At 37.2% G+C, this 24,816-nt stretch carries 24 protein-coding genes; 7 read left to right on the top strand and 17 right to left on the bottom strand.

What is annotated here, in order from left to right; translation table 11 throughout:
- Positions 1-15 precede the first annotated feature (15 nt).
- From EGI24_RS05305 to EGI24_RS05295, 3 genes are all read right to left on the bottom strand, one after another.
- Positions 16-1,047, bottom strand: a complete 1,032-nt coding sequence (locus EGI24_RS05305; RefSeq protein WP_255047318.1) for a serine hydrolase — start codon at positions 1,045-1,047, stop codon at positions 16-18.
- Between the two features lie 75 nt (positions 1,048-1,122).
- On the bottom strand, positions 1,123-1,689 hold the full coding sequence (locus EGI24_RS05300; protein WP_255047317.1) for a DUF1572 family protein: 567 nt from the start codon (positions 1,687-1,689) through the stop codon (positions 1,123-1,125).
- A 71-nt stretch (positions 1,690-1,760) separates the two neighbouring features.
- A complete protein-coding gene (locus tag EGI24_RS05295) occupies positions 1,761-2,216 on the bottom strand; it encodes a GNAT family N-acetyltransferase (RefSeq protein ID WP_255047316.1) in 456 nt (151 codons plus the stop codon).
- Positions 2,217-2,348: 132 nt separating this feature from the next.
- Between EGI24_RS05295 and EGI24_RS05290 the strand changes: the two genes are divergently transcribed.
- On the top strand, positions 2,349-3,596 hold the full coding sequence (locus EGI24_RS05290; protein WP_255047315.1) for a peptidase U32 family protein: 1,248 nt from the start codon (positions 2,349-2,351) through the stop codon (positions 3,594-3,596).
- Positions 3,589-3,813, top strand: a complete 225-nt coding sequence (locus EGI24_RS05285) for a ferredoxin (protein ID WP_255047314.1) — start codon at positions 3,589-3,591, stop codon at positions 3,811-3,813. The genes EGI24_RS05290 and EGI24_RS05285 overlap by 8 nt, the downstream gene beginning before the upstream one ends.
- 217 nt (positions 3,814-4,030) lie before the next feature.
- On the opposite strand, the gene EGI24_RS05280 is transcribed toward EGI24_RS05285, so the two are convergent.
- Together EGI24_RS05280 and EGI24_RS05275 are read right to left on the bottom strand one after the other, a co-directional pair.
- Positions 4,031-4,486 carry a DUF1569 domain-containing protein gene (locus EGI24_RS05280; protein ID WP_255047313.1) on the bottom strand — a complete coding sequence of 152 codons (456 nt, stop codon included), beginning with the start codon at positions 4,484-4,486 and terminating at the stop codon, positions 4,031-4,033.
- Between the two features lie 35 nt (positions 4,487-4,521).
- Positions 4,522-5,007, bottom strand: coding sequence for a peptide deformylase (locus EGI24_RS05275; protein WP_255047312.1), 486 nt, complete (start codon positions 5,005-5,007; stop codon positions 4,522-4,524).
- Between the two features lie 48 nt (positions 5,008-5,055).
- Between EGI24_RS05275 and EGI24_RS05270 the strand changes: the two genes are divergently transcribed.
- The 3 genes from EGI24_RS05270 (at position 5,056) to EGI24_RS05260 (ending at position 8,587) form a co-directional block, all read left to right on the top strand.
- Positions 5,056-6,492, top strand: a complete 1,437-nt coding sequence (locus EGI24_RS05270; RefSeq protein WP_255047311.1) for an amidohydrolase family protein — start codon at positions 5,056-5,058, stop codon at positions 6,490-6,492.
- 21 nt (positions 6,493-6,513) lie between these two features.
- A complete protein-coding gene (locus tag EGI24_RS05265; protein WP_255047310.1) occupies positions 6,514-7,113 on the top strand; it encodes a YigZ family protein in 600 nt (199 codons plus the stop codon).
- 187 nt (positions 7,114-7,300) lie between these two features.
- Positions 7,301-8,587, top strand: coding sequence for an ATP-binding protein (locus EGI24_RS05260; RefSeq protein ID WP_255047309.1), 1,287 nt, complete (start codon positions 7,301-7,303; stop codon positions 8,585-8,587).
- Between the two features lie 88 nt (positions 8,588-8,675).
- Here the strand turns inward: EGI24_RS05260 and EGI24_RS05255 are convergent, their stop codons facing one another.
- The 6 genes from EGI24_RS05255 to EGI24_RS05230 all read right to left on the bottom strand — a co-directional run bounded on the left by EGI24_RS05255 (position 8,676) and on the right by EGI24_RS05230 (position 16,564).
- Positions 8,676-10,331 carry a carboxylesterase/lipase family protein gene (locus tag EGI24_RS05255; RefSeq protein WP_255047308.1) on the bottom strand — a complete coding sequence of 552 codons (1,656 nt, stop codon included), beginning with the start codon at positions 10,329-10,331 and terminating at the stop codon, positions 8,676-8,678.
- Positions 10,332-10,541: 210 nt separating this feature from the next.
- Positions 10,542-11,411: a DUF1080 domain-containing protein gene (locus EGI24_RS05250; RefSeq protein WP_255047307.1), complete on the bottom strand. Its 870-nt coding sequence runs from the start codon at positions 11,409-11,411 to the stop codon at positions 10,542-10,544.
- 128 nt (positions 11,412-11,539) lie between these two features.
- Entirely contained in the window at positions 11,540-12,895 is a 1,356-nt protein-coding gene (locus tag EGI24_RS05245) for a vanadium-dependent haloperoxidase (protein ID WP_255047306.1), read from the bottom strand.
- Between the two features lie 124 nt (positions 12,896-13,019).
- Complete coding sequence (locus EGI24_RS05240) at positions 13,020-14,084, bottom strand: hypothetical protein (protein ID WP_255047304.1); 1,065 nt, start codon at positions 14,082-14,084, stop codon at positions 13,020-13,022.
- 23 nt (positions 14,085-14,107) lie between these two features.
- Entirely contained in the window at positions 14,108-15,646 is a 1,539-nt protein-coding gene (locus EGI24_RS05235; RefSeq protein ID WP_255047303.1) for a phosphatase PAP2 family protein, read from the bottom strand.
- A 21-nt stretch (positions 15,647-15,667) separates the two neighbouring features.
- On the bottom strand, positions 15,668-16,564 hold the full coding sequence (locus EGI24_RS05230) for a transporter (RefSeq protein WP_255047302.1): 897 nt from the start codon (positions 16,562-16,564) through the stop codon (positions 15,668-15,670).
- A 138-nt stretch (positions 16,565-16,702) separates the two neighbouring features.
- On the opposite strand from EGI24_RS05230, the gene EGI24_RS05225 reads away from it, so the two are divergent.
- Positions 16,703-17,179, top strand: coding sequence for a helix-turn-helix transcriptional regulator (locus tag EGI24_RS05225; protein WP_255047301.1), 477 nt, complete (start codon positions 16,703-16,705; stop codon positions 17,177-17,179).
- Between the two features lie 4 nt (positions 17,180-17,183).
- Here EGI24_RS05225 and EGI24_RS05220 read toward each other — a convergent pair whose 3' ends face one another.
- Positions 17,184-17,591, bottom strand: coding sequence for a hypothetical protein (locus EGI24_RS05220; protein WP_255047300.1), 408 nt, complete (start codon positions 17,589-17,591; stop codon positions 17,184-17,186).
- Between the two features lie 141 nt (positions 17,592-17,732).
- Here EGI24_RS05220 and EGI24_RS05215 point away from each other — a divergent pair, with 141 nt between their 5' ends.
- Positions 17,733-18,695 carry a sulfite exporter TauE/SafE family protein gene (locus EGI24_RS05215; RefSeq protein WP_255047299.1) on the top strand — a complete coding sequence of 321 codons (963 nt, stop codon included), beginning with the start codon at positions 17,733-17,735 and terminating at the stop codon, positions 18,693-18,695.
- On the opposite strand, the gene yidD is transcribed toward EGI24_RS05215, so the two are convergent.
- The 5 genes from yidD to EGI24_RS05190 all read right to left on the bottom strand — a co-directional run bounded on the left by yidD (position 18,696) and on the right by EGI24_RS05190 (position 24,801).
- On the bottom strand, positions 18,696-18,941 hold the full coding sequence (gene yidD / locus EGI24_RS05210) for a membrane protein insertion efficiency factor YidD (protein WP_255047298.1): 246 nt from the start codon (positions 18,939-18,941) through the stop codon (positions 18,696-18,698). It lies immediately after the preceding gene.
- A 54-nt stretch (positions 18,942-18,995) separates the two neighbouring features.
- The gene (locus tag EGI24_RS05205; protein WP_255047297.1) at positions 18,996-20,687 is read right to left on the bottom strand and encodes an AMP-binding protein; all 1,692 of its coding nucleotides are present in this window, start codon (positions 20,685-20,687) and stop codon (positions 18,996-18,998) included.
- A 239-nt stretch (positions 20,688-20,926) separates the two neighbouring features.
- A complete protein-coding gene (gene gyrB / locus EGI24_RS05200; protein WP_255047296.1) occupies positions 20,927-22,885 on the bottom strand; it encodes a DNA topoisomerase (ATP-hydrolyzing) subunit B in 1,959 nt (652 codons plus the stop codon).
- A gap of 232 nt (positions 22,886-23,117) precedes the next feature.
- The gene (locus EGI24_RS05195; RefSeq protein WP_255047295.1) at positions 23,118-23,981 is read right to left on the bottom strand and encodes a ParB/RepB/Spo0J family partition protein; all 864 of its coding nucleotides are present in this window, start codon (positions 23,979-23,981) and stop codon (positions 23,118-23,120) included.
- A complete protein-coding gene (locus EGI24_RS05190) occupies positions 23,968-24,801 on the bottom strand; it encodes a ParA family protein (protein ID WP_255047294.1) in 834 nt (277 codons plus the stop codon). Before EGI24_RS05190 ends, EGI24_RS05195 begins: the two co-directional genes overlap by 14 nt.
- Between the last annotated feature and the right edge of the window lie 15 nt (positions 24,802-24,816).

The following is a 24,816-nucleotide window of genomic DNA, read 5'->3' as shown; positions in this document are numbered from 1 at the left end:
GTTAGAAGAATTAGTTTATAATTGACCAACAAACAAATCCAAAAAACGCTTTGCAAATTCTGATTTAACCACATCGCCTTTACCCAAATCAAAATCATGACTCAGACGGTCGCTATTGGCAAGGATTATGAGTGTTAAATTTTTCTCTAAAACCTTTAAATACAAGGCAGAAAATGAACCTGGATGGTGTCCATAATGCCAAATTAGGGTCTGATCTTTATATTTCTGTGTAAACCAACCATAACCATAAGGTGACAGACTCCCGTCGTTCAGTTTATAGGGTTCAAATTGCAAATTCTTGGTTTCCTCCGAAACCAAAATGTTGTTATTGATGGCTTTATCAAAAATCAACAAGTCATTTACCGATGAAATTATACCAGCCCCTGCATTCAGTTTTGGGTTAGGAAAATCAGCTTTCCCAAAACCAGAATCAGTAGGATTGTACGGCAAAGCAATTTTGTTTAACATTACATTTTTCGATTTGTCCAATTGAGACGATGCAGTGTTCTTCAGATTCAGTTTGTCGATGATCAAGCTATCCACTAATTCATCGAATTTTGAATCTGTTGCAGTTTCCACAGCTACCGAAAGCATTCCAAACAAAAAACCATTGTATTTATATGAGTCTCCAGGTGTATTTTCAGAAGTATGGGTCAAGTGATGTCTTAGTGTAATATCGTTTCTTTCAGGATGGTAATTTTCTAACATAAAGGTATATTCGGGCATTTCTTCTCTAAAATACCCTAAAATTCGTTTGCATCTTTCCTCATAGCCTGGATACAAATCCTTTATTCTTGCGTCTAAATTCAGCCTATTTTCCTCTACCAAACGCATCATCACGGCTGTGGCAAAAGGCTTAGTGATGGAAGCTATACTATAAGGCGTGTTTCCATCTGGCCGAATTTTCTTTTCAATATTGGCAAACCCGAATCCTTTGGAATAAACAACTGAATCATTATGAGAAACACCGACAGACATGCCTGGAATCTTGTATTTATCCATCAAAGGCACCACCTGACGCTCATAATCTAACAGATTACTAGTCATTTTTTGATTCTGAGCAAAGCAAGAATTGAAAATTATCCAAAGTACAAGTATCCCTTTTTTCATGTTCTATGAAAATTATTTCTTACCCAAATACTCATCCGTAAAATGACCTTTCTGCTTTTCTTTTGAAAATTTATCAGCGTTATATATGGAGCTTTTACCTCTGGCTATTGAAAGCGTTTGCCAGTTTTCATCCAAAAGCATTTTGCCAATAAAAACTATTTGGCCAACATGATATGGATAATGTGCCAGTTGGCGATTGATGGCTTCCATCACCGTGTGGCCTTGATTTCGGATATAAATGATTTTATCTAGATCTTCATCAGAGACACTATCAATTGCATCAAAAAGGCAATTCCAGCCTCTGTTCCAAATTTCTAATAATTGTATTTTGGACTCTATTCCTCCTTCAAATTCACCTTCTCTGTTTCTCCATTCCTTTTCTCCGTCGGTAGTCAAAAAATCTGTCCAACGCGAGAGCATATTTCCAGCCAAATGCTTAACAATAAGAGAAATAGAATTTGATTCTGCATTGTATTGCCAATTGATTTGATCGTCAGAAATCTGTTCAAAAGTCTTTTCTCCGAGCAATTTATAATACTCAAATTGTTTCTTTGTTGAATCTAAAAATCCGTTATTCATGAATAATTTACTTATTTTAAAAAATTCAAAACAATATAAAAATTCTATCAATTCTTCATTAGGGAAATTTTTTAAAAGACTTTTTTCATCCTAAAGTTTTTCAAATGAATTCCTTTTCTGATATTTCTATTGGTCTTTACGACGTGATATCCACTTTTTTCAAAGAAACCTCTTCCTGACACACTTACGTCAGCGTATAATTCCGATAAATCGTTAGATTTCGCCTCAGTTTCTATGTTTTCGAGCATTTGCTTTGCAATGCCTTTCCCAAATTCATCTTTCTGAACAAACATCAAATCTACATAATCCATGGGTCCTAAGGAACTAAAGCCTACCAATTTGGTATCCTGATGAGCCAATAAAAAATACTCCCCTTTTATTTTGTTCAACCACATCGTTCTATTTTCTGTCGATGAAGCCCAAACTTCCTTTTGTTCTTCATTATAGTCTTCATTTGCTAAAACATTCGCTTTAAACAAGCTCAAAATATTCTCTAAATCCCCTTCCTCAGCCCTTCTAAATTTCATATTTATGATTTTGTGTACATTCCACTTTAAAATAAGTGATAAAACACAAAAATGATTCATTAATTTTGCATTTAAATACAGATTGGAAATTATTCGCTTATAAATTCTGTTTCAAAACAGATGAATAAAGAAATGCAAAAAAATACGAAGTTTGAGGTGATGGCTCCGGCGGGTTCGTGGGAAGCCATGATGGCTGCCATAAAAGCAGGTGCTGACTCGGTATATTTTGGTGTAGAGCAGTTGAACATGCGTGCTCGCCAAACCAATAATTTTTTAGTGGATGATTTGCCAGAAGTAGCTCGTGTGTGTGGCGAAGCTGGTGTGAAAAGTTACATCACGATGAACACCATCATTTACGATCATGATATATCGTTGATGAGGAGAATCATAGACAAAGCCAAGGAAGCGGGTATAACTGCAGTAATAGCCTCAGATCTTGCCGTAATGAACTATTGCCGCAAAAAAGGCATGGAAGTGCATATTTCGACGCAATCCAACGTAACCAACCTAGAGACCGTTGAGCTTTTTTCTGACTATGCAGACGTAATCGTGATGGCCCGCGAACTTACACTCAAACAAGTGGGCGACATGGTAAAAGCCATCAAAAAGAACAATATCACTGGTCCTTCAGGCAATTTGGTTCAAATAGAAATCTTCGCTCATGGAGCACTATGTATGGCGGTTTCTGGTAAGTGTTATTTGAGTTTACACTCGCACAATGCCTCTGCCAATCGTGGGGCTTGTATTCAAAACTGCCGTAGAGAATATACCGTAACTGATGAAGAAGGCATAGAACTAAAGATTGATAATGAGTATATTATGTCGGCAAAAGACCTTTGTACGATAGATTTCTTGGACAAAATACTCGAAGCGGGTGTGCAAGTATTGAAAATAGAAGGTCGCGGACGTGCGGCTGACTACGTATACACTACTACCCAATGTTATAGAGAAGCTGTAGATGCTTTTGAAGAAGGTACTTATACGCAAGAGAAAATAGCAGTTTGGAGAGAAAAATTGAGCTCAGTATATAACCGTGGATTCTGGGATGGCTACTATTTGGGCCGTAAAATGGGCGAGTGGAGCAATGTACACGGTTCTGTAGCTACCACCAAGAAAATATATATTGGGAAAGGCGTAAAATACTTTGAAAAAATAGGCGTGGGTGAGTTTTTGATGGAAAGCCACGATATCAACATCGGGGATAAACTGATAGTAACTGGCCCAACAACTGGCTTGATAGAAACTACGGTAGAAGAAATCAGATTGGGTTCTGGTGATTCGGTACAACAAGCAGTAAAAGGAAATACGATTTCACTACAAATAGGTGAGAAAATAAGAGCTTCTGACAAACTATACAAGATAGTAGCTGCCGATGCCTAAGATGTTTCATTACCGCCAACGCTGCATAGGTTGCAATGCTTGCGTAGAGATAGCCTACAACCGCTGGCGGATGTCAAAAAAAGATGGCAAAGCTGTTCTGCTTGGCGGAAAAGACAAAAAAGGCATCTATCAGGTAGAACTTGATTACGACGAACTTGAGGAAAACAAACGAGCAGCGGAGGCCTGTCCGGTGAAGGTTATTCAGGTTTTGGATTGAAAAGTCTGATTTTTATTTAATCCTTTAAAAATTAGTGGTGAAAATATTTTGGCTAAAGCCAAATACGCTAATTCCAAAAATGAGAATGGGCTAAAGCCCATTCCAAATTGAAATTCCCCAGATGAACGACTATGAATTGCATCGGGCTTCAGCCCGATTGTTTAAATGGATTCAAAGATTCATTGGTTTTAGCCGAATTCCCATTTCAAAATAAAACCTACACCCCAAACTGCCCCAAATGGTGATCTAGGTGTTTGTAAAACATATTGTTCCATTCAGTGCTTGTGAGGGTTCCAAAAGAATGCGATTCTTTTCCTTCAAAATATTCAGCACCGAGTTCTTGGGTTTTGGTGATATAGGCTTTCAATCTAGCTTTTTCAGCCTCAAAATTTTTCTCGTCTTTGATAACAAATGCTGGAGCAGTTGAGGAGTTTTTCCTGTATGGGACATCGTTTACAACCGTATTTTTGACCATCATTTTCAAGATAAAACGCATAAATGCATTAGGCTTTTGATGAAGATTTTCGAAGGCCATTTCATAGGAAACATTGCAGTGAGCCAACATTTTATCTACAGACATTTTGCCCCAAAGTGGTTGGGTAGAGGGTGTTAGCTTGTCAATTCTGTTTAAAATTTCGTCAGTAACAGTTTTGTCAAAGATGTTTTTTAGCATTGGAGTTTATTTTTTTATAAAGTTAAGAAAAATTACTAAATCCTCCACCGATATGACTTGCTATCGATGGCCCTCATGGTACAAAGAATCCCTTCCAAATGATCAAATTCGTGTTGAAAAAGTTCAGATAGGTCATTATCAAAAAGAGCGGTTTGCTTTTCCCACTTTTCATTTAAATACTCAATCTCAATGGATTTGTGTCGCAGAACTTTCACAAAAAGATTGGGGAAACACATACAATCATCCCAGACTTCAAACATTTCGGTACTCTTGCTGGTGATTTTTGGATTTATGAAAACCATAGGTTGGTCAATATTCATATATATCAGTCGCTTCATTATACCCAACTGTGGGGCTGCTATCGCTCTTCCAAAGTTGTACTTGGCCCTTATGTCCTCCATCACCTCATGTAAATCCTGTACCCAATTTTTTAACGATGATAATTCATTATACATCACCTCATCAGAAATTTCGTAAAGTATTGGATTTCCTAAAACCAATAAATCGTTAACGGTTTTCATTTTTTATCGCTAAATTTAAACTTTCGCAATCTATAAATAAGCCGCAATATGTTTTCTCAAAAAATAAAATTTCTCATTCTATTTTTCTTTCTTTTGGTTTTCGGGAATGCAAATTCACAAAACAAGTCGGTCTTGATATTTAATGTGAATGTTGTTGATGTAAAATCTGGAAAAATCTCCAAAAATAAAGCCATTTTAATTGAAAATCAGACCATAAAAAATATTGGCTCGTTTAAAAAACTCAATAATCTAGCGGCCGAAAAAATAGATGCCAAAGGAAAATATGTAATCCCTGGTCTTTGGGATATGCATATTCACATTGAAGGACAAGATTTGGTAGAAGACAATAAAGCTCTGTTTCCTGTTTTTATTGCCCACGGAATCACAACGGTCAGAGATGCTGCGAGCGATTTGGGTTTACAAGTTTTGAAATGGAGAGAGGAGATTAACGAAGGCAAAATTTTAGGACCAACGATTTTCACAGCTGGAAGAAAGCTTGAAGGCTTAAATTCTATTTGGAAGGGCGATTTGGAGATAGAAAACGAAGCACAACTGACCCAAATGTTGAATTATTTAGACAGACTGCAAGTGGATTTTGTAAAAATTACAGAAAATACATTGAAAGGAGATTTGTTCTTAAAAAGTGTAATCGAGGCTAAAAAACGAGGTTATTTGGTGACAGGGCATGTGCCTTATGATTTGACTATTAACGATTTGGCCAATGAAGGTTTTTCTGCCATAGAGCACGCCAGCTATTTATTGAGACTCGGAAATGATGAAAATCTTAGTAAAAAAGGAATTCTGAGTGGAACACTTACTAAAGCTCAAGCAGAAAAAGACTTTCTACTGAATTTTAAACAAGAACAAGCTATCAAAGCATACAGTGATTTAGCCAAAAAAAATGTGGCTGTTTGCCCAACTCTCATTGGAGGCAAACAATTGGCTTATTTGGATGAGAACAACCACAAAAATGATGATTTTCAGAGATATTTGACCAAGCGATTTATGTCTAATTATCAATGGCGGATAGATAGAATGGCCAATGATACTCCAGAACAAAAAAAACAAAGAAAAGATCGTTACCAATTGATTGCGAAGCAATTGCCCTATGTACAAAACGCAGGTATGTTGATAATTGCTGGCAGCGACTGTGCTGCTTTGAATACATTTGTGTATCCTGCGGCTAGTTTGATTGAAGAATTGGGATTGTTTCAAAAAAGTGGAATGAAACCTTTGGATATACTACAATCAGCCACGATGAACGGAGCAAAGTTTATGGGAAAATTCGATAAAATGGGAAGTCTAGATGTTGGTAAAGTGGCAGATTTGGTCATTTTGGATGAAAACCCTTTGCTTGACATAAACGCCGTTAGCAAAACTGCCGGGGTTTTTACCAAAGGAAAATATTTTGATAAATCGGCATTGAATCAAATGTTAGAAGATGCCGCCAAAAAGAAAGCTGAATTGGATAAAAGTAGAGAATAAATTTATCCTAATTTTGTGCAAATGATGGACGAATATAAAACCCTAAAATCCAGTTCCGAAGGACTTTTCAAAGATAAAGGAAGCAAGTTTTTTGCATATGCTTTTCCTATTAAAAACGAAGAAGATGTGCGTTTTTATTTAGAAACAGTTAAGACCGAACATCCCAAAGCACGACATGCATGCTATGCCTATAAACTTGGAATTGACGAAACCAATTTCAGAGCCAATGACGACGGGGAGCCTTCGGGATCGGCAGGAAAACCTATTTTAAATACCATTACTTCATTTGAACTCACCGATACTTTGGTGATAATTATTCGATATTTCGGTGGAACACTTTTGGGCGTTCCGGGCTTAATAAATGCTTATAAGGAAGCAACAAAGGAAGCACTCTCGATTGCCGAAATTGAAACAAAAACCATAAATAGCTTAGTTAAAATCAGCTATGATTTTGATCAGACAAATGCCTTAATGCAGATGGTAAGAAAACTTGAACTCACCGTAAAAGAACAAACCTACGAAAATCGCTGCGGAATAATTTTAGACGTAAGGAACAGCTACATTGAAAAAATCAAAGAAGAACTCAAAGAATATTGGAGTTTGGAGATTGAAATCCTTTGATTTTTATCAATCCTGCTAGCAGAATTTTCCAAGCAATTTAATTTTTCACACTTTTTCGTACGAAAAAATGTATTCTATAACATTTTTTCATATGAATAAATGAAAATCATAACACTTTTCCATACGAAAAAGTGCATCATAATGAAATAATTCATAAATTTACAGCATTAAATTACTGTAAATCAACATGAAAAGAGATTTAAGTCAAAAACTAATAGAATGGAAGAACTCTCCAACTAGAAAGCCTCTTATAATCCAAGGAGCAAGGCAAGTAGGAAAGACTTGGTTAATGAAGAATTTTGGCGACCAAAACTTCAAAAAATATGTATATCTAAACTTTGAAAGCAGCACAAGACTGAAAGATTTGTTCATTCCAGATTACAATATTCAAAGAATCATAGCGGCTATAGAAATAGAAACTAATCAACAAATTGAACCAAGGAATACGCTATTAATTTTTGACGAAATTCAAGAAGCTGAAAAAGGATTAACCGCACTCAAATATTTCTATGAAAACGCTCCAGAATACTATATAGTGGCCGCAGGCTCATTACTAGGCGTTTCAATGCAAAAAAAACATTCTTTTCCAGTTGGAAAAGTTGATTTCTTGAATTTATATCCTATGTCATTTATTGAGTTTTTGGAGTCAAATAATGAAGAACGCTTAGCTGCTGAAATTAAAAACTCCAATTGGGACTTATTGAACAGCTTTCATGAAAGACTTGTGGAGCAATTACGCTTGTATTATTACATTGGGGGTATGCCAGATGCCGTAAACGAATACTTGAAAAACAAAAACCTTGAAACTGTCAGAGAAATACAAGACAAAATTTTGATTGGATATGCAAACGATTTTGCGAAATATGCACCAAATGAAATCGTTCCTAAAATCAAATTGGTTTGGAATTCCATAATAAGTCAACTTTCTAAAGAAAATAAGAAATTCATTTATGGGCAAATAAAAAAAGGTGGCAGAGCCAAAGAATTTGAATTGGCAATCGCTTGGCTAGTGGATGCGGGCCTTATTCTTAGGGTAAACAACCTAAGCAAACCAGAAATACCACTCAATGCATATGCAGAATTTGACAATTTTAAACTTTACTTTTTAGACATAGGGCTTTTGAATGCAATGGGAGGACTAGATAAGCAAATTTTATTGGAGAAAAATACAATACTATCGGAATTCAAAGGTGCATTGACAGAGCAGTATGTTTGCCAACAATTATTTCCAAAAACTAATCTTTATTATTGGTCTGCACCTCTGGGTAATGCTGAAGTTGAATTCGTTTTCCAAAGAGAAAATAAAATAATACCGCTTGAAGTGAAAGCCGAGGAAAATCTAAAAGCCAAAAGCCTGAAAGTTTTTGTGGAGAAATTTGATAACAAAAATGCTTATAGAACTTCAATGAGCAAGTTTAGAAAGGAAGCGTGGTTAACAAATATTGCACTCTATGCGGTAAATACCGTAGTCTAAAATACCTAAAAACTTGACAACAAGATTGTTTAGCAAAAATCACCACGAACCCACAACAAATCATGAATTCGTGGCAATTTTTAAACTTCTAAGCCAAAGATTTCCTCGCTTCTCCGTCAGGATTATTGGCTAACACTGAATTATCATCCAAAATCATCGTTTCTCCGTTTTGGGTAGTATAGGGTTTCCATGTTGGTAATCCGCCACCATTTGGATTAGACGTTTTTATAAAACTTAAAAGTGATTTTGACATTTTTTCTGACAAAGCTCTTGGTCGTTTGCCCCCACCCGTATGCGTAAGCATAAGGTCGGTATTGTAAAACCAAAAGCAAATATCGTCGCAATGGAAAGCACGCATGCGGCCATCAAAAAGCGGCGGCTGCCAACCAAACCAAGCCAAATAAACTGGTGCTTTCTTCTGCGAAACTTTTGCATCTGCTATAGCTACTGCATTTTTACGATTTGATAAAATCATTGACCAAATCTCAACTGGACGGGCTTTGGGAAAATTCTTGGCGTAAGCCTCCACAATTTCACTTGACTTTTGACCGAATCTTGGCTTAATTTTTTCTTCGACTTCGGCCAAAGTGATTCCCTCTAATTTGGCATCTGTCCTACTTGGACTTTGCTCATTAAAAGTGGAACAAATAATCACTGGTACATCAGCTGAAAAATGATTAGAATCTGCAAAGAATGCCCCTCCATTCATATATTCGCCATCAGCAACAGGAGAAAAACCTCCTCTGGCAATGTTTAGTCGTTTAGCTTCTTCAGACATTTTGACAACAGACCTATCGGCAATATCTATATATTCTCTCCATGGAATCTGTTGCAATTTTTCTATTTCACCATTTTTCAAACCGGCCTCCTCCATAACTTTTTGGCCCAATTTCTCTGCATATTCCTTATTAACACCAGTCAATGAACCTCCACTAAGTACCACAGCTTTATGGAAAAGTCCTTTTGCTGAAGGCATATTCATCAATGTGGTCACTTTCGACCCTCCACCCGACTGACCCATAATGGTTACATTGTTGGGGTCTCCACCGAAATTTACGATATTGTTTTTTACCCATTCAAGAGCCAAAACCATGTCAAGATTTCCAACATTGCCCGAGGCCGGATGACCACCAGCGGCTTTCAAATGGCTATAGCCTAAAGCTCCCAATCTGTGATTTAATGAACAAAAAACGATATTACCAAGTCTAGAAATATTTTCTCCATGGTAACCATCTTGCTCAATGGCATTGCCATTTACAAAACCACCGCCGTGCAGCCAAACCAAAACTGGGCGTTTTTGGGCATCTAGTGCGGGTGTCCAAACATTAATTTTGAGGCAATCTTCTGAAACATCGTCGTAATTCCAGTGATCTACAAATGAGGCATAAGTATTTGCATAACGCTTCTCCATGATTTGAGGGGCAGAATTCCCCCACCAGAGTGTAGGTTTTATCTCTGTCCAAGCGGAAGGCTTTTGAGGTGGCATAAAACGATTTTTACCGGAAGTATCTGCACCGTAGGGAATGCCAAGAAAAGTGTTTATTCCCCTAAGTATAAATCCCCTCACTTTTCCGTGTTCAGTATTTGTGATGGCAATATTGTCCCCCACAAACAGCTGCTGGTCATCGGAGTTTGGCTTTGTACCTTTAATATCTTTGGCATGAGCGAGTGTTTCGCTAGAGATTCCTAATCCAGCTCCCACCACACCGAGTGATTGGATAAAATTTCGTCTTGATGATTTCATTTTTGTATTGTATAAAAGGCTGAAAATAAATAATTCATCTAAAAATATAAATATTTTTAGATATTACTTCACAGAATCCATAGCCTTGGAGATTTCAACTACAAAATGCTGTTTTTTCTCGACAATCACATCCAAGAAAATAAGATGATAAAAGATAAAATGATACTTTATAAAATATAAATTGCCAAGCAGATTTAGAAATGACTTTAATTAATACTTGCAGGAATTCTTATCCATTTCTAAATAATAACTTTTATAATTTTTAGCTTTTTTGTCCATACATCCTTTTAGATTCAGCAATTTAATGTCTTTAAAATCAATAGGATGACTTTCGGCTTGCAAAGCTATATAACCTTCTTTGAGTGGTTGTCCGTTTTGCTTTTCCCAAAAAGTAGCAGCTTCTTCGCTAAATCCCCACTGTTTCCAATTGAAATTCTTTGTGGTTCCCTCTCCTACTTTGGTTTTTTGATAACTCAAAACGGTGTCACCTTCTATGATTTGATGCACCATAGAATCTCCCAAAACTATCAATCTGGCTTTTATCCATTGGTCGCCGTCATACGTTTTTGAATCTGAGTCTATACAATGTTCCATTCTAAGTTTGTCTTTGATGTAAACATGTGTACCAGGCGTACAAAGGTTTGCTGTGTGTCTTGGGCCATTCCCTAAGCCTCCCAATAGTTGCATTTCTAAAGACACGGGAAAGTCTTGATCAAAACTCAAACTTTGAGCCGATTGTGAATGAAACATCACACCACTATTTCTAACATTCCAAGACGCTCCTCCTGGAGTTTGGTTACCGGTAAATCTATAAACATAGTCCAAAATATAATGTGAATAAGGAGTCTTAAAGTACAAATGTCCATAGTTGTCTCCGAAAGTTTCGTACTCTTTGTAGCTTACTCTGAGCATTTTATCTTCTACCAAAAAAGTATTTTTGTAGTTTTCGTTTACGTCACGACCTGAGATTTTGATATCCCAGCCATCGAGATTCTTGCCATTAAAAAGACTTTGCCAGTCAGATTTTTTTTGGGCAAATGCAAAGGAAATACCTAATAAAAAGCAGATAATAGTTTTCATATTTTAAGAAATGGTTGAAGTTCAAATGTACAGATTTTTTCTGAAAATGCTTTGGAAATAAAATTCAAAAAAAAAGACCTCATAAGAGGCCATTTTTCAGAATTGACGATATATATTTTTTAAAAAAATTACTTTTTCCAAGAAAGAGCATTGATATTTGCCCCTATCTTTTTACCTTCTGCCAAACCTACTTCATTATCTTGGCGGGTATGAATTCCTCCATAAAGTCTCGAAATACCGCATTCAATGGCAGTTTGAGAAATTGAAGTATAACTTCTTTTCTTGTATTCAACATTTCTGAATATGTCTTTAGGACGACCTACGTGCGTAACGTCATCAAACGCTACGTTATCGCCATAAACACTTATCAGAGCTTCTGCAGCAGAAGATGCTTGTGTGGAATGTCCTGATGCAAAAGCTGGAAAAGGAGGCTCTGGCCAAAATTGCTCAAATGAACCTTTGATGTTTTTTCTAATGTAAGCCGCCGGTCTTACGGAGTGATAGGTATACTTACATTTCCAACAATTGATAAAGGCATCAGCCACGGACATACCCACTTTGGCAAAAGACTCTGCCGCGGTAAATAAGTTTGGTTTTTTTACTCTCAAAATTTGTAAAGCCAAACTATATGAATGCCCAGGAGGTGCATAAGTTTCTGAAGGATCATCACCCCACCAATTGGCTATTTCTTTTTGTGTTTGTGTTAAAGCCAACTGGATATCATAAACTTCCTTAAATTCTTTATAAAAAGCTGAGTTCTTATCGTCAGAATAAGGAATAATTTGAGGCACAGGAAGCTGGGAATTTGTGGATGTAAAGGTGCGATTTTTGCCCCAATGCGGGTGCAAAGGCATCAAAACCGAGGATTGTCCGTTTAAAGGAGGTGTCCAAAAATTAGTTCCTTTTGGAAAAGCATACTTAGCATCAAAATTTGTCAAATAACCCAAATGTCCACCATCAGTTTTAGACCATTCGTAGATTGCTTTTGCTATACTCAAACCATATCTTTTGGAGCGGTTCACAATGGCTGTATCTTTAATTGCTAAACTTCTTTCGGCAAAAATGGCATTTTCGAGAGAATCAATTCTTTTATTATCATCTGCCATAGCATGTTGCCACATTTGCTTAATCATATAGGCTTGTCCTGCATTTAAAGAAGTCTCCCAATCATAGGATTTACCTATTTCGGGCTTTGGTAACTCACCTAATCCATTTAACTGTTTGGCTACTGACTGGTAAACTATGCTTCCGTTTACCACTGTCTCATACATGGTGAGCCCGATATAGCCCAAAGACCTGGAAACATAGGTGGGCGTTTTTAAATTCTGGACTTTCAAGTGACGTAGGGTCATTTCTCCCCATTTGTCAGCTACAGTATTGGCAATTTCTAATTCTACTGGAGCAACAGGCACCTCAGTTGTGTCTTTGCATCCAACAAAAGAAACTACACCTACTAGAAACAAAATAAAAACATTACTTTTCATACCACGCTATTTATGTTGGTAAATAAGAAATCAAAAATGAGACCACAATTTTGATTTCTATAATTTTTACCAATAAATACTGCTAAAACTATCTAACAAGACTGAATTATGCGATTAATTACTATTAAAATCTATATGAATAAGTTGCTGAAACAAAATAATCTGCAAAAGCGGCATCTCCATGCTTTAACCCAGCTGGATCTTGGCGATCACTCCACGATTTGATTCGATTACGAATAAGGGCATAAGGAGTAGAAACCGCAACGGTATGTCTGCTGTTCATCCACACCACACCTGGCTCGATTGAAACAATATAACCAGGCCTGCGAGAACCCTCACTATTACCAATTGCATCAATGGCGGGCAATCCTTCCACTCTTCCTCCCAAGCTCAGAGCTAAACCTTTTTTTGGCAAAATATTATAATTCATTCCAATTCTACCAGCAAATTGATCGGGTACTGAAAGGCCCGTTTGCTCATTAACTCCTTTAGGACTAAATAGATAAAACCCATTATAATAGACAGTTGCATTCTTGAATACAGATTGATATCCTTGAATTTCGATACTAGCCCCCCACCCACTGTCGCCCAATTGAATAGACTGATCAACGGCTTTGCTAAGAATATATTCTTTTTTATTTTTATCTAATTTATAAAAATCACCCTGCACGTTGGCATCGCCAGTAGGAGCCTTAACACCCAAACCAATAGCAAAGTTGCCTTTCAAATGGGTGTTAGGATCTAGAACCCAATAAGTAGAGGTGAGCCTCAAATCACCAATTCCTCTGGAATAAGTAAAAAACCTCTTCCTCTCAGGATTTACCTCTACGGAGTTTCCATAATGTTCATATAATGAAGACCTTGCATTGTCATTATAGGGCATATTGAGTGCAATATTGAGTCTATCATTTACAGCATAGGAAAGACCAAAATCGAAGGAATGTGACCAGTTTCTCACATCTGTACCTTCCGCAACTCGTTGAGGTTGCTCTTCTGTTCCCACAAAATGTTTATAGGAGTGCAAATATCTGTATCCAGTGGTAAATTGCCATTGACCATCTAACATTGTCGATGTCCCATTGTTTACTCTTCCTGAAGCACAAGCCATGTGCCTAACCGCTATACAACCTTGGGAATAAGCTTGAGTGATTGAAAAAACGAGACCAATTAAAAATAATATTCTTTTCATTTCTTAGTTATTTAATTTTTTTGTTAAAGCCCTGACCCATCTGCTTTACCTCTGGCAATGGCAAAGTCCCCGATTTTTTTACCATGGGCTAATCCCATCTCACAATCTATCCTGTAGTGAATCAGTCCAAAAACCCTCGAATTTGAAGCTTCTAAAGCTTGAGCATCAAACTCAGCTGACTTTGAGGGAAATATTGAACCTAAAACCGTAGCGGCTGCCGAAGAAAAAGTAGAATGGCCTGATGTATAAGAAGGGAAATTAGGTAAACCTACAGAGGTTTTTAATCCAAACTGTTGGGGGCGAGGGGTATAATAGTAATATTTTGTATCCCAACAAGCTATTCCAGCATCCATAAGAGCGGTACCAACCAAAGCCAAAGTTCTTGCCATTCTAACTTCGCTGAATTTAGCATCAAAGGCTGCATTGGCAGCAGTTCTATGCCAATGACCAGGAGGCGTGTAACTACCAGGACCGTCAGCCCAAAAATTAGCAATTCTAGATTGTTCTCGGGTTTGGTTTTTATTGATTTTATTGAGTTCGGCTATATCATCTTGAAATTCCTTAGTATCTTCTAAATATGGTATTGATGGTCTGATTTTAATCATTGCGGCTTTGTCAAAATTCCAAGTGGAAACCGATCCAAAATTAGGCAACATAGGTGGTCTTGCTGGCGTTTCTTGACTTGCCCATGGGGTTTTTATACCCAATTTCTTAGCGTTTTCTATCATTCCAGCTGTTAAAGCCTGATTGTTAGATGCAGCCATACCATCCGTTTTGGCTTTAGCCATAACTTTGGCCCCAACCGCTTTTCCAAGAGCATCACCAGCAGAAATATCGCTCGGTACGTTCATTCCAGCCCATAATCTAGTATTTTTTGCCTCGGCAAGTTTACCATCTAGATAAGGAACTTCTCCTGGAAACATGGCCACAAGAATAGTATAAGAAGCTGCCGCTACAACGGCGTCTTCTGAAGGATATGATGGCAAATCCGAAACTGGCAAAAGAACAGAAACCGCAGCATCATTTTTTGAAGGAGCTTTTCTATTATACTTTGTTTTATAATTCCATGCACTTACCAAAGCGTCGTATTGAGCCACACTCAAATAAGCCAAAGCACGAGAAACGTAAGGCGGATTAGCAAAAGGAAAACGAGGATCAGCAAGTGGATTGGCTGCGTCTGGCACTGGATATTTACCCTCTGAGTTTGATGCTGGAGGTTGATTATACTTTGCCGACAATTCTCGTGCTATTTCATTCCACCTGTAAGTGGCTCCAGCACCCCAATATTTAATGGCTTTTTTGTTCTCAGGTGTAATCGTGGAAATTGTTGTCTTCAATGCAGCAATTTCGGCCAAATATTCCGCAGAGGAAGCAGTTTTTGGTTCAGCTATTGGCACCTCTGTAGGTGAAGATAAAATATACGTTTTCCAAGAACCCGCACCTAAGTCTAACGAGGCTGGAATATAAGCATCTGTTATGGGCTCGTCCACAGTTTTGTCGCATGAGGAAAAAGCTATGCAAAAAGCTATACATCCTACTATAGATTTTAAAATATTTTTCATTTTTGAATATTCTTTAAAAAATTAAAACTTGAGATTGTTAATCTGAAACAATAAACCGACACTGTAGCCAAATGACTGACCAACATTAAGTCCATTCGTAACGTAATTTACTCGGGCATTCAAACCAATATTTTTGGGCTGAAATTTGACATAAGCTCCAACGATAGTCATTCTCATATTGTTGGTTGGAAATGGCATATCATTCCTTCTGATATTGTCACCGCTAACACAAGCATTTCTTTCAATAAATGCTTCCGCTTGAATCGCCTTTTTCAAATAGCCAATCCTAATAGCTGCGTCAGTTGTGTTGGGTAGGGCTACCTCATCTGTATTATACATCTTGCCATTCGCCAAATATGCATCTCTGTCAACTTTTATTTTTGAGCGACCTGAATAACTTCCGTGAGCGGTAAGGTACAGTCCAGACTTGTGTTGATAATTGGCCAACAATCTTCCTGTGGCGGTTTTGCTTTTCAAACCTATAGACATTGGCAAAAAGTCAGGAACATAGTCCGAAACTGGAGTAGAAGCACCTCCTATGGCATGCAGGGACAAACCGCCATCATCGAACATCTTATATTTGACCCACAGAGAAAGATCTTGGAGACCTTTTTGACCCATCAAATTTCCCGCACTCGCCTTTGTAGAAACATAAGGTAAACCCACGATAACATTCAGTTTATCCGTAATTCCTGCGGCAATCATCGGCATAACGCTTTGTGTAGTATGTGTTCCAATGTTTAGATTTTCTCTTTTGAGCGTATTTTCCCAATACTCTTTCCAACTGCTGCTACCATAGCTCACAGCCAAACAAGCTGTGCTTTTGGGCATATAAATGGCATCGTGTGGCATTTGTGCCTTAGTTATTTGAACACCCAAAAAACTACCAACTAAAACGAGGTAAAATTTCAACTTCATAAATTAATAGGTTTTATAAATTTCCAGAATTCTGTAATCAAATACACAAAAACGAGTATTTTTACATGAATTAGCTTGCACAATATTAAAAAGGTAAAAAATAAAATCCAATATTTTGGAATAAAGAAAATTTACAGAATGATAAAAAGTTACTTTGCAGAGAATTTAAAAAACTTGCGTAAATATCACAAAATCACACTGGAAGACCTCGCAGATGCAATAAATGTGAGTAAAAGTGCCATTTCAGACTATGAAAACGAGAAGTTCTCCCCATCGCTGATTGTATGCAGAAAGATTGCCGACTATTTTAAAACAAGTATCGATATTTTAGAATTTTCCGAGATATTGGAAAAAAATGAGAAAAACGAACTAATCCTTGCAAACAAAGAATCGCATCCTAAACAAATTCTAGAGGCAAAAGAATATGCCGAGGTTTTGGAAAAACAAAAAAATGAATTGATGTTGGAGTTGAGATTGCAAAAACAAAAGGCAGAATCTTTGACTTTACAAATGCGATTACAAGAACAACTAAAAGCAAGCAAACTCTCAGAAATAGAACTTCTTAAAAGTCAGATTATTTTGCTGCAAGAAAAAATAACACTTATTCAGAAATAGAATTTCATTCACCAATGGGATTTTCAAAGCCCTTAGAAATCTCAATTTGGGCATTTTCGAAGTAGGTATTTATTTCTTTAGAAATCTCCTCCTTCGGCTTCTGGGTTAACAAGGTAAGAATTTCAACTTGTGCAAAAAGAAAAGTTTTGAGATAAGCCTGATTTTTAACGATTTTAGACTGGTTATGAATTATGGCCGTTTGGTTGTGAATAATTATTCCTAAATTCTGAATTATGGTATTTTGATTTGCAACTACTAAGTCATGATTATCAGCTACTTGTGTTTGATTTTGCAACAGAAAATCGTAATTTTCAACCATACTTGACATGTGTGAGGTCACTTCTGTCAAACGTTTAGTCATATCCGAAACTTGGTCTGCAACATTTTCTATTAAATCATTTGATTTTGCCATAAAGAATTGTTTGAGTTTCTAGAAATCGGTCGTTTTAATTTATAAATTTTACGAAAATAATATATTTCCGATATATATTTCCAAAATTCTGTATTCCCATTTATATTTGGAAGTCCAAAAATATCTATAGACCTAAAGTATTTGAAAAAACTACCTAAATTATACATTGCTTTTTTTCTCTTAGTTATTACATCGTGGCTGATTTATGTAACTCAGAATGATTTATACTATTATATTGAGAAACATCTTTGGGCAGTAATAACCATGATATTCGGTTCATTTATTGCAGGCTCCAGCCCCGAAGGTAGTGCTGCTGTGGCCTATCCAGTATTTACGCTATTGCTGGACATTCAACCCGCGGGTGCCAGAAACTTTGCATTTGCAATACAGAGCATCGGAATGACTGCGGCTTCACTTCTCATACTTGGTTTAAGACTCAAAGTAGATTGGAACTACATAAAATATGTAACCATTGGTGGCATCGCCGGTCTTATTCTTGGTACTTATTATGTTGTTCCGCTAATTTCACCTCCGATGGCCAAGTTATTTTTTGTATCCCTGTGGCTAAGTTTTGGCATTGTTCTCTGGCGTGAAAATTCTAAGCCTACGAGGGTGGTGCATGATTTGATAGAAAATTTCCAGAAATCCGATATGTCTAGATTACTGGTTTTTGGATTAATAGGCGGCGTAATCTCATCCATTTTTGGAACGGGCATCAATATTTTCACCTTCTGTTTAATGACCATCTATTATGGAATAAACGAAAAAGTGGCAGTTCCTTCCTCCATTATCATCATGAGTATTGAAACCATTCTGGGCTTTTTTATTCATGCTGGCGTAGTAAACGATTTTCAGCCTGAGGCATTCGAAATGTGGATAGCATGTATTCCGTTTGTTGTTATATTTGCCCCACTTGGGTCTTTTGTTGTTTCCAAACTTCCAAGAACCGCCATAGCTAACTTTCTGAATATCATTCTTTTAGTTCAGTTTGTAGGAGCCATGTGGGTAATCAAACCGAATTTTTTTCAGTCGATGGTTTGCGGCATTACGCTGATCAGTGGTTTAGTACTCTTCTTATTCTTGTCCAAAAACCCCCGAACTTAATCAATGTTCGTGTTTTCTTTTTACAGGATCCCAACCATGGCCACCCCAAGGGTTACATTTGGCTATTCTTTTCATACCCAACCATGTACCTTTAAAAATCCCCCATTCTTTAATACTGTCTATCATGTATTGAGAACAAGTGGGTTGGTAGCGGCAGGAATCAGGAAAATAAGGCGAGATGCCAAGCTGGTAAATCTTTACTATTAAAATCAGAAATCCTCCGAAAATCTTATTAATTAATTTCATAAAAAAAACAGGCTCTCGGCCTGTTTTTAAAACACCATAAATATTTTTTAGGTTCTATTTAGTATCTCTAAGCTCCCTACGTAATATTTTACCTACATTGGTTTTCGGCAAATCTGCTCTAAACTCAATGTGTTTTGGACATTTATAGCCAGTCAGGTTTTCTTTACAAAAATCCCTCACAGCTTCTTCTGTTAGACTTTGGTCTTTTTTTACCACAAATATCTTAACTGCCTCACTCGATTTGTCATCTGGAACACCTATACAAGCTACTTCCAATACACCAGGACACTGCGAAACTACTTCTTCTATTTCATTTGGAAAAACATTAAATCCTGACACCAAAATCATATCCTTTTTTCTATCCACAATTTTAAAGAAACCGTCTGACTGCATTAAACCAATATCCCCCGTTTTAAAGAACTGCCTTCCTTTTTCATCATTAATAAAAACATTCGCGGTTTCTTCTGCTCTTAAATAATATCCAGACATTACTTGAGGTCCAAATGCACAAATCTCACCTACTTCGCCTACTTCTCCCCAGCTACCATCTTCTTTCAAGATTCTCATTTCTGTAGAAGGAAATGGCAAACCAATAGTACCAATTTGTTGCGTGCCATCCACCGGATTACAGGAAAGTACAGGAGCAGTTTCTGAAAGTCCATAACCTTCTGTTACTCTGCAACCAGTTGCTTTTTCCCAAGCCTCAGCCACTGTTTTTTGCAGAGCCATGCCCCCAGAAATGGTAATTTTTAAGTTTGAAAAATCCAAGGCCAAAAACTCAGGATTGTTCAATAGTGAATTAAAAAGCGTATTTAAGCCTGGAAAAACAAATAATTTATGTTTTTTAAGGTCTTTCAACAATGCTTTTTGATCTCTTGGATTAGGAATCATCAAATTGTGAAAGCCCAACTTAAAAGTAGAGAAAGCATTAACAGTTAATGCAAAAATATGATAAAATGGCAAAGCTCCAAGTATGGTTCGAGGGCCAGTAAAATCCATCATAGGACCAAACCAAGCGGAAATTCCTTCGGTATTGGCCACCATATTGCGGTGACTCAAAACTGCACCTTTAGAAACACCTGTGGTTCCACCTGTGTATTGAATAAATGCGGTATCACTTCCGGCTAAACTTGGCCTAGTGTAGCTGGCAGATTCTCCCATTGAAAGAGCAGCTCCAAACTTCACAATACCTGAAATCGAGTATTCCGGCACCATTTTTTTAACGCTTTTCACCACAAAATTTACGATTTGTTTTTTTGGAAAACCTAACAAATCGCCTAACTCTGTAATTATCACATGCTTAATTTGTGTCTCCTCTATGACTTTTTCAAGATTAAATGCGAAATTGGCCACCATCACAATAGCCTTTGCTCCAGAGTCGGTAAATTGATGTTTCATTTCTCTTGGCGTATAAAGCGGATTGGTATTTACCACCACCAAACCTGCCCTCAAAGAACCATAAAGAGCAATTGGATATTGCGAACAATTGGGCATTTGAATGGCTATCTTGTCACCTTTTTGGAGGCCTAAACCCTGCAAATAAGCTGCAAAATCTCTTGACATTTTATCTACCTGAGCATAGGTCAGGGTTTTGTCCATAAAAGTATAGGCTGGATGAGCACTAAACTTTTTGAAGCCCTCCTCCATAAGCTCTACAAGAGATGGGTAGGCGTCGGGATTAAGTTCTGCTGATATACCACTAGGGTACTTACTTACCCAAGTAAAATCATTTTCTTTAACAGACATATCTGATTTGGTTTTTAAGGTTGTTATTAATGAATGATTAAGTGTTTTACAAATATAATAAAAGGGCTTATTTATAAAAAAAAACACCTATTTATTATTTAAAAAATACAATTATAGTTTTTGTGTAAATTAATCCACTTAGCAATATTTACATGTATACTGAAATAAACAAATCAGAAATCGGGCAAAAAAAATGGCGAACTGCTAACAGCTCGCCACTTATATTTATACACTTTAAATTATGCATCTACATTGGCATATTTTGCATTACGCTCAATAAAATCTCTACGAGGTGGCACTTCGTCACCCATCAGCATCGAGAACAACAAGTCGGCTTCAGTGGCTGACTCAATCGTAACTTGTTTAAGTGTTCTAAATTGAGGGTTCATGGTAGTTGTCCACAATTGCTCTGGGTTCATTTCTCCAAGACCTTTATATCTTTGCTGACCAACACTGTCTTCTTTTCCTGAACCAGCCAAACGCTTCACAGCAGCTTGCCTTTGTTCTTCAGTCCAACAATATTCCTCTTCTTTTCCTTTTTTGATCAAATACAAAGGTGGTTGAGCGATATACAAGTATCCTTTTTCGATGATTTCTTTCATAAAACGATAAAAGAATGTCAAAATAAGGGTACGAATATGGCTACCGTCAATATCAGCATCGGTCATGATGATGATTTTGTGATAACGCAATTTATCTAAATTCAATGCCCTATCGTCGCCATCTTTACCCATCTGTACGCCCAAAGCCGTAAAGATATTTTTAATCTCATCGTTTTCGTAAATTCTATATTCTTGGGCTTTTTCTACGTTCAATATTTTACCTCTCAATGGCAAAATAGCCTGAACACTACGATCTCTACCTTGTTTGGCAGAACCACCAGCTGAGTCTCCCTCCACCAAGTAAACTTCGCAAAGAGCTGGATCAGATTCAGCACAGTCAGCTAGCTTTCCTGGTAAGCCTGAGCCTATCAAAACATTTTTACGCTGAACCATTTCACGGGCTTTTTTAGCAGCTATACGTGCTTTGGCAGCGAGTACTACTTTATCAACTATAGTTCTAGCATCCTTCGGATTTTCCTCCAAATAGTTCTCCAACATGGACTGAACACAGTTACTTACTGCCGCTGTCACTTCTGAGTTTCCTAATTTAGACTTGGTTTGTCCTTCAAACTGCGGCTCTTGAACTTTCACAGAAATTACTGCGGTAAGACCTTCTCTAAAGTCATCACCCGAAATCTCGATTTTTTCTTTTACCAAAATACCCGATTTGTCAGCGTATGCTTTTAAAGTACGTGTAAGAGCCATTCTGAAACCAGAAACGTGGGTACCACCCTCGGGCGTGTTGATGTTGTTTACAAACGACGACACATTTTCTGTGTAAGACGAATTATAAATCATCGAAACCTCCACAGGGACTCCGTCTCTTTCACCTTCCATCCACATAGGAGCAGGTATCAAACGCTCACGGCTTTGGTCTAAGTATTCTACAAATTCTATAAGACCACCCTCTGAATGAAATACTTCGTGTTTTGGTGCGTTATTTTCGTCCAAATCACGCATATCAGTCAAAGTAAGTGTAATTCCCTTATTCAAGAAAGAAAGCTCTCTGAGTCGATTAGCGACCGTTTCATATTTGTATTCAGTAACCTGAAAAATAGTATCATCTGGTTTGAACGTAACTACAGTACCTCTCAAATCTGTAGTTCCAATTTCTCTAACAGGATACTGTGGCTTACCTATCTTGTATTCTTGCTCGTAAAGTTTACCTTCTCTATGTACCTCTACTCTAAGATCTGTAGAAAGAGCATTAACACATGACACACCCACACCGTGCAAACCTCCAGAAACTTTGTAAGTGTCTTTGTCGAATTTTCCACCAGCGTGAAGCACTGTCATAACAACCTCAAGAGCAGATTTTTGCTCTTTATCATGCCATCCTGTAGGAATACCTCTTCCGTTATCTTTTACTGTAACTGAGTTGTCAATATTGATTATGGTGTCAATGGTGTTACAGTAACCTGCCATTGCTTCGTCGATAGAGTTATCTACTACTTCCCAGATTAAATGGTGGAGACCTTTGAAACCGATATCGCCAATGTACATGGCTGGCCTCTTTCTTACTGCTTCTAAACCTTCTAAAACTTGTATATTGTTGGCGGAGTAATCTGCCCTATTCTCTAAATCTTTTTCTGCCATAAACTTTATTTCAAATAGTATAAATTCCGAATACTCAGAACTGTTTTTGTATTGCTTTTATTGTAGAATATTAACCCACAAATATAGTGAAAATTGTTGGAATATTTGTCAAAAAAATGGAGGTAAATGTTTGTTCAATAACGAACAAGTGAGCTAGTTAACTTTAGCCCAGAGAAAGCGAAATACTGAAAAAATTACGAAGAAAAAAATCGAGCTATTCAGAAAACCAAAATCAACCCACCTCCAACTTTACTAATATATCTGCCAATTCCTCAGCATTTGAAAACTTGATTGCAATGTTGCCTTTGTTCATATCCTGAATTTGAATTTTTATAGGAACCAAAGTTTTTCCTTTAAGTGTTATTTCTTCAATTCGCATGTCTTCTTTATGCAAATCGAGCTCATTTGCTCCTGCCTCAAAAGCATTGCCTTTTTTAACTAAAGCCTCTATTTCTCTGGCACTTAGGTCGCTTTCTAATATTCTTTGATAAATATCTATTTGCAAATTGGTGTCTTGAATCGGAATCAATGGCCTAGCCTGTCCCATAGAAACTACACCTAATATAAGTCCCGATTGTACCTCAGTTGGGAGATTGAGCAATCTCAAATAGTTGGTAACAGCAGACCGGCTTTTTCCTACCCTTTTACCCAATTCTTCCTGACTTACCTGACATTCGGTAACCATTCTTTGGTAAGACAAGGCTATTTCAATTGGATTTAGATTTTCTCTTTGAATATTCTCAATCAAAGCCATTTCAATGGATCGATGGTCGTCCACGTCTCTTATGAATGCAGGCATTTTTTCAAGTCCAGCCAATTTAGCTGCCCTGAACCTCCTTTCTCCAGAAATGATTTCAAACTTACCTCCTTCTTTTTCACGAACTGTGATGGGTTGAATAAGTCCATGAACACGGATAGAATCGGCCAATTCTTCAATTGATTTTGAATCAAAATGGCTTCTTGGCTGCTGTGAACCAACCTCTAATTTATCTATTTCTACCTCGCTAACTCCTCTAAATGCCGCCACTTTTCGCTGAACCACTAAGTCAGAATCTGACAGCAGAGAGTTTAAGCCTTTATTCCTATTTTGTTCCATCAACTACTTTTATCTCTGGTAAATTATTACGTTTCAACAATTCCTTGGCCAAATCTATGTAGCTAATAGCTCCCTTATTCTCCAAAAACTTAATATCAAACTCACCGTCTTTGTCGCCCGAAAACATTAACAAAGCAGGTACACCATAACTTGGAGCTTCAGCAAGTTTAACATTTCGAGGTACGATGGTTTCAAAACACACCTTATCAAAATATTTCCTTACATCGTCCACCACCATCTTCGACAAATTGGTACGGCCGTCGTACATCGTCAACACATAGCCTTCCATTACCAAACTTGGATTCAACCTTTTTTTGATAATATCTATCGTGTTTTGAAGTTTGGCAATACCTTCCAGAGCAAAATATTCACATTGAACGGGTATCAACACCGAGTCAGAAGCCACAATAGAATTGATTACCATAAGACCAAGCGAAGGTGAGCAATCAATCAAGATAAAATCGTAGTCTTCTTTTATATCTTGAATTATTTCTTTCAAAATATACTCTCGGGCCACTTGATTGACAATTTCTAACTCAAAACCTGCCAAATCTATATGGCTCGAAATTAAATGTAAATTGGGAATCTGAGTTTCGATTATACAGTCTTTGATTTTGGAATGACCCACCAAGGCTGAATAAATATTATTTTTTTGGTCTTTACTGTCAATACCTATTCCTGAGCCTGCGTTGGCTTGCGGATCTGTATCTACAATCAAAACTTTATAATCTAATACCGCCAAACTCGCCGAAAGATTGATGGCCGTGGTAGTTTTACCAACGCCACCCTTCTGATTTACTATCGAGATTATTTTCCCCATATTTTGTCTGCTGTT

This window comes from Lacihabitans sp. CS3-21, from assembly GCF_024343675.1.
GTDB lineage: Bacteria > Bacteroidota > Bacteroidia > Cytophagales > Spirosomataceae > Leadbetterella.
Note: the sequence above shows the minus strand (reverse complement) of the source record. Positions and strands in the feature narration are given on the sequence as shown.

Excerpts from the sequence above, each read along its gene's own strand:
- EGI24_RS05305 (WP_255047318.1), bottom strand. The coding sequence starts at position 1,047 with ATGACTAGTAATCTGTTAGATTATGAGCGTCAGGTGGTGCCTTTGATG.
- EGI24_RS05300 (WP_255047317.1), bottom strand. The coding sequence starts at position 1,689 with ATGAATAACGGATTTTTAGATTCAACAAAGAAACAATTTGAGTATTAT.
- EGI24_RS05295 (WP_255047316.1), bottom strand. The coding sequence starts at position 2,216 with ATGAAATTTAGAAGGGCTGAGGAAGGGGATTTAGAGAATATTTTGAGC.
- EGI24_RS05290 (WP_255047315.1), top strand. The coding sequence starts at position 2,349 with ATGCAAAAAAATACGAAGTTTGAGGTGATGGCTCCGGCGGGTTCGTGG.
- EGI24_RS05285 (WP_255047314.1), top strand. The coding sequence starts at position 3,589 with ATGCCTAAGATGTTTCATTACCGCCAACGCTGCATAGGTTGCAATGCT.
- EGI24_RS05280 (WP_255047313.1), bottom strand. The coding sequence starts at position 4,486 with ATGCTAAAAAACATCTTTGACAAAACTGTTACTGACGAAATTTTAAAC.
- EGI24_RS05275 (WP_255047312.1), bottom strand. The coding sequence starts at position 5,007 with ATGAAAACCGTTAACGATTTATTGGTTTTAGGAAATCCAATACTTTAC.
- EGI24_RS05270 (WP_255047311.1), top strand. The coding sequence starts at position 5,056 with ATGTTTTCTCAAAAAATAAAATTTCTCATTCTATTTTTCTTTCTTTTG.
- EGI24_RS05265 (WP_255047310.1), top strand. The coding sequence starts at position 6,514 with ATGATGGACGAATATAAAACCCTAAAATCCAGTTCCGAAGGACTTTTC.
- EGI24_RS05260 (WP_255047309.1), top strand. The coding sequence starts at position 7,301 with ATGAAAAGAGATTTAAGTCAAAAACTAATAGAATGGAAGAACTCTCCA.
- EGI24_RS05255 (WP_255047308.1), bottom strand. The coding sequence starts at position 10,331 with ATGAAATCATCAAGACGAAATTTTATCCAATCACTCGGTGTGGTGGGA.
- EGI24_RS05250 (WP_255047307.1), bottom strand. The coding sequence starts at position 11,411 with ATGAAAACTATTATCTGCTTTTTATTAGGTATTTCCTTTGCATTTGCC.
- EGI24_RS05245 (WP_255047306.1), bottom strand. The coding sequence starts at position 12,895 with ATGAAAAGTAATGTTTTTATTTTGTTTCTAGTAGGTGTAGTTTCTTTT.
- EGI24_RS05240 (WP_255047304.1), bottom strand. The coding sequence starts at position 14,084 with ATGAAAAGAATATTATTTTTAATTGGTCTCGTTTTTTCAATCACTCAA.
- EGI24_RS05235 (WP_255047303.1), bottom strand. The coding sequence starts at position 15,646 with ATGAAAAATATTTTAAAATCTATAGTAGGATGTATAGCTTTTTGCATA.
- EGI24_RS05230 (WP_255047302.1), bottom strand. The coding sequence starts at position 16,564 with ATGAAGTTGAAATTTTACCTCGTTTTAGTTGGTAGTTTTTTGGGTGTT.
- EGI24_RS05225 (WP_255047301.1), top strand. The coding sequence starts at position 16,703 with ATGATAAAAAGTTACTTTGCAGAGAATTTAAAAAACTTGCGTAAATAT.
- EGI24_RS05220 (WP_255047300.1), bottom strand. The coding sequence starts at position 17,591 with ATGGCAAAATCAAATGATTTAATAGAAAATGTTGCAGACCAAGTTTCG.
- yidD (WP_255047298.1), bottom strand. The coding sequence starts at position 18,941 with ATGAAATTAATTAATAAGATTTTCGGAGGATTTCTGATTTTAATAGTA.
- EGI24_RS05205 (WP_255047297.1), bottom strand. The coding sequence starts at position 20,687 with ATGTCTGTTAAAGAAAATGATTTTACTTGGGTAAGTAAGTACCCTAGT.
- gyrB (WP_255047296.1), bottom strand. The coding sequence starts at position 22,885 with ATGGCAGAAAAAGATTTAGAGAATAGGGCAGATTACTCCGCCAACAAT.
- EGI24_RS05195 (WP_255047295.1), bottom strand. The coding sequence starts at position 23,981 with ATGGAACAAAATAGGAATAAAGGCTTAAACTCTCTGCTGTCAGATTCT.
- EGI24_RS05190 (WP_255047294.1), bottom strand. The coding sequence starts at position 24,801 with ATGGGGAAAATAATCTCGATAGTAAATCAGAAGGGTGGCGTTGGTAAA.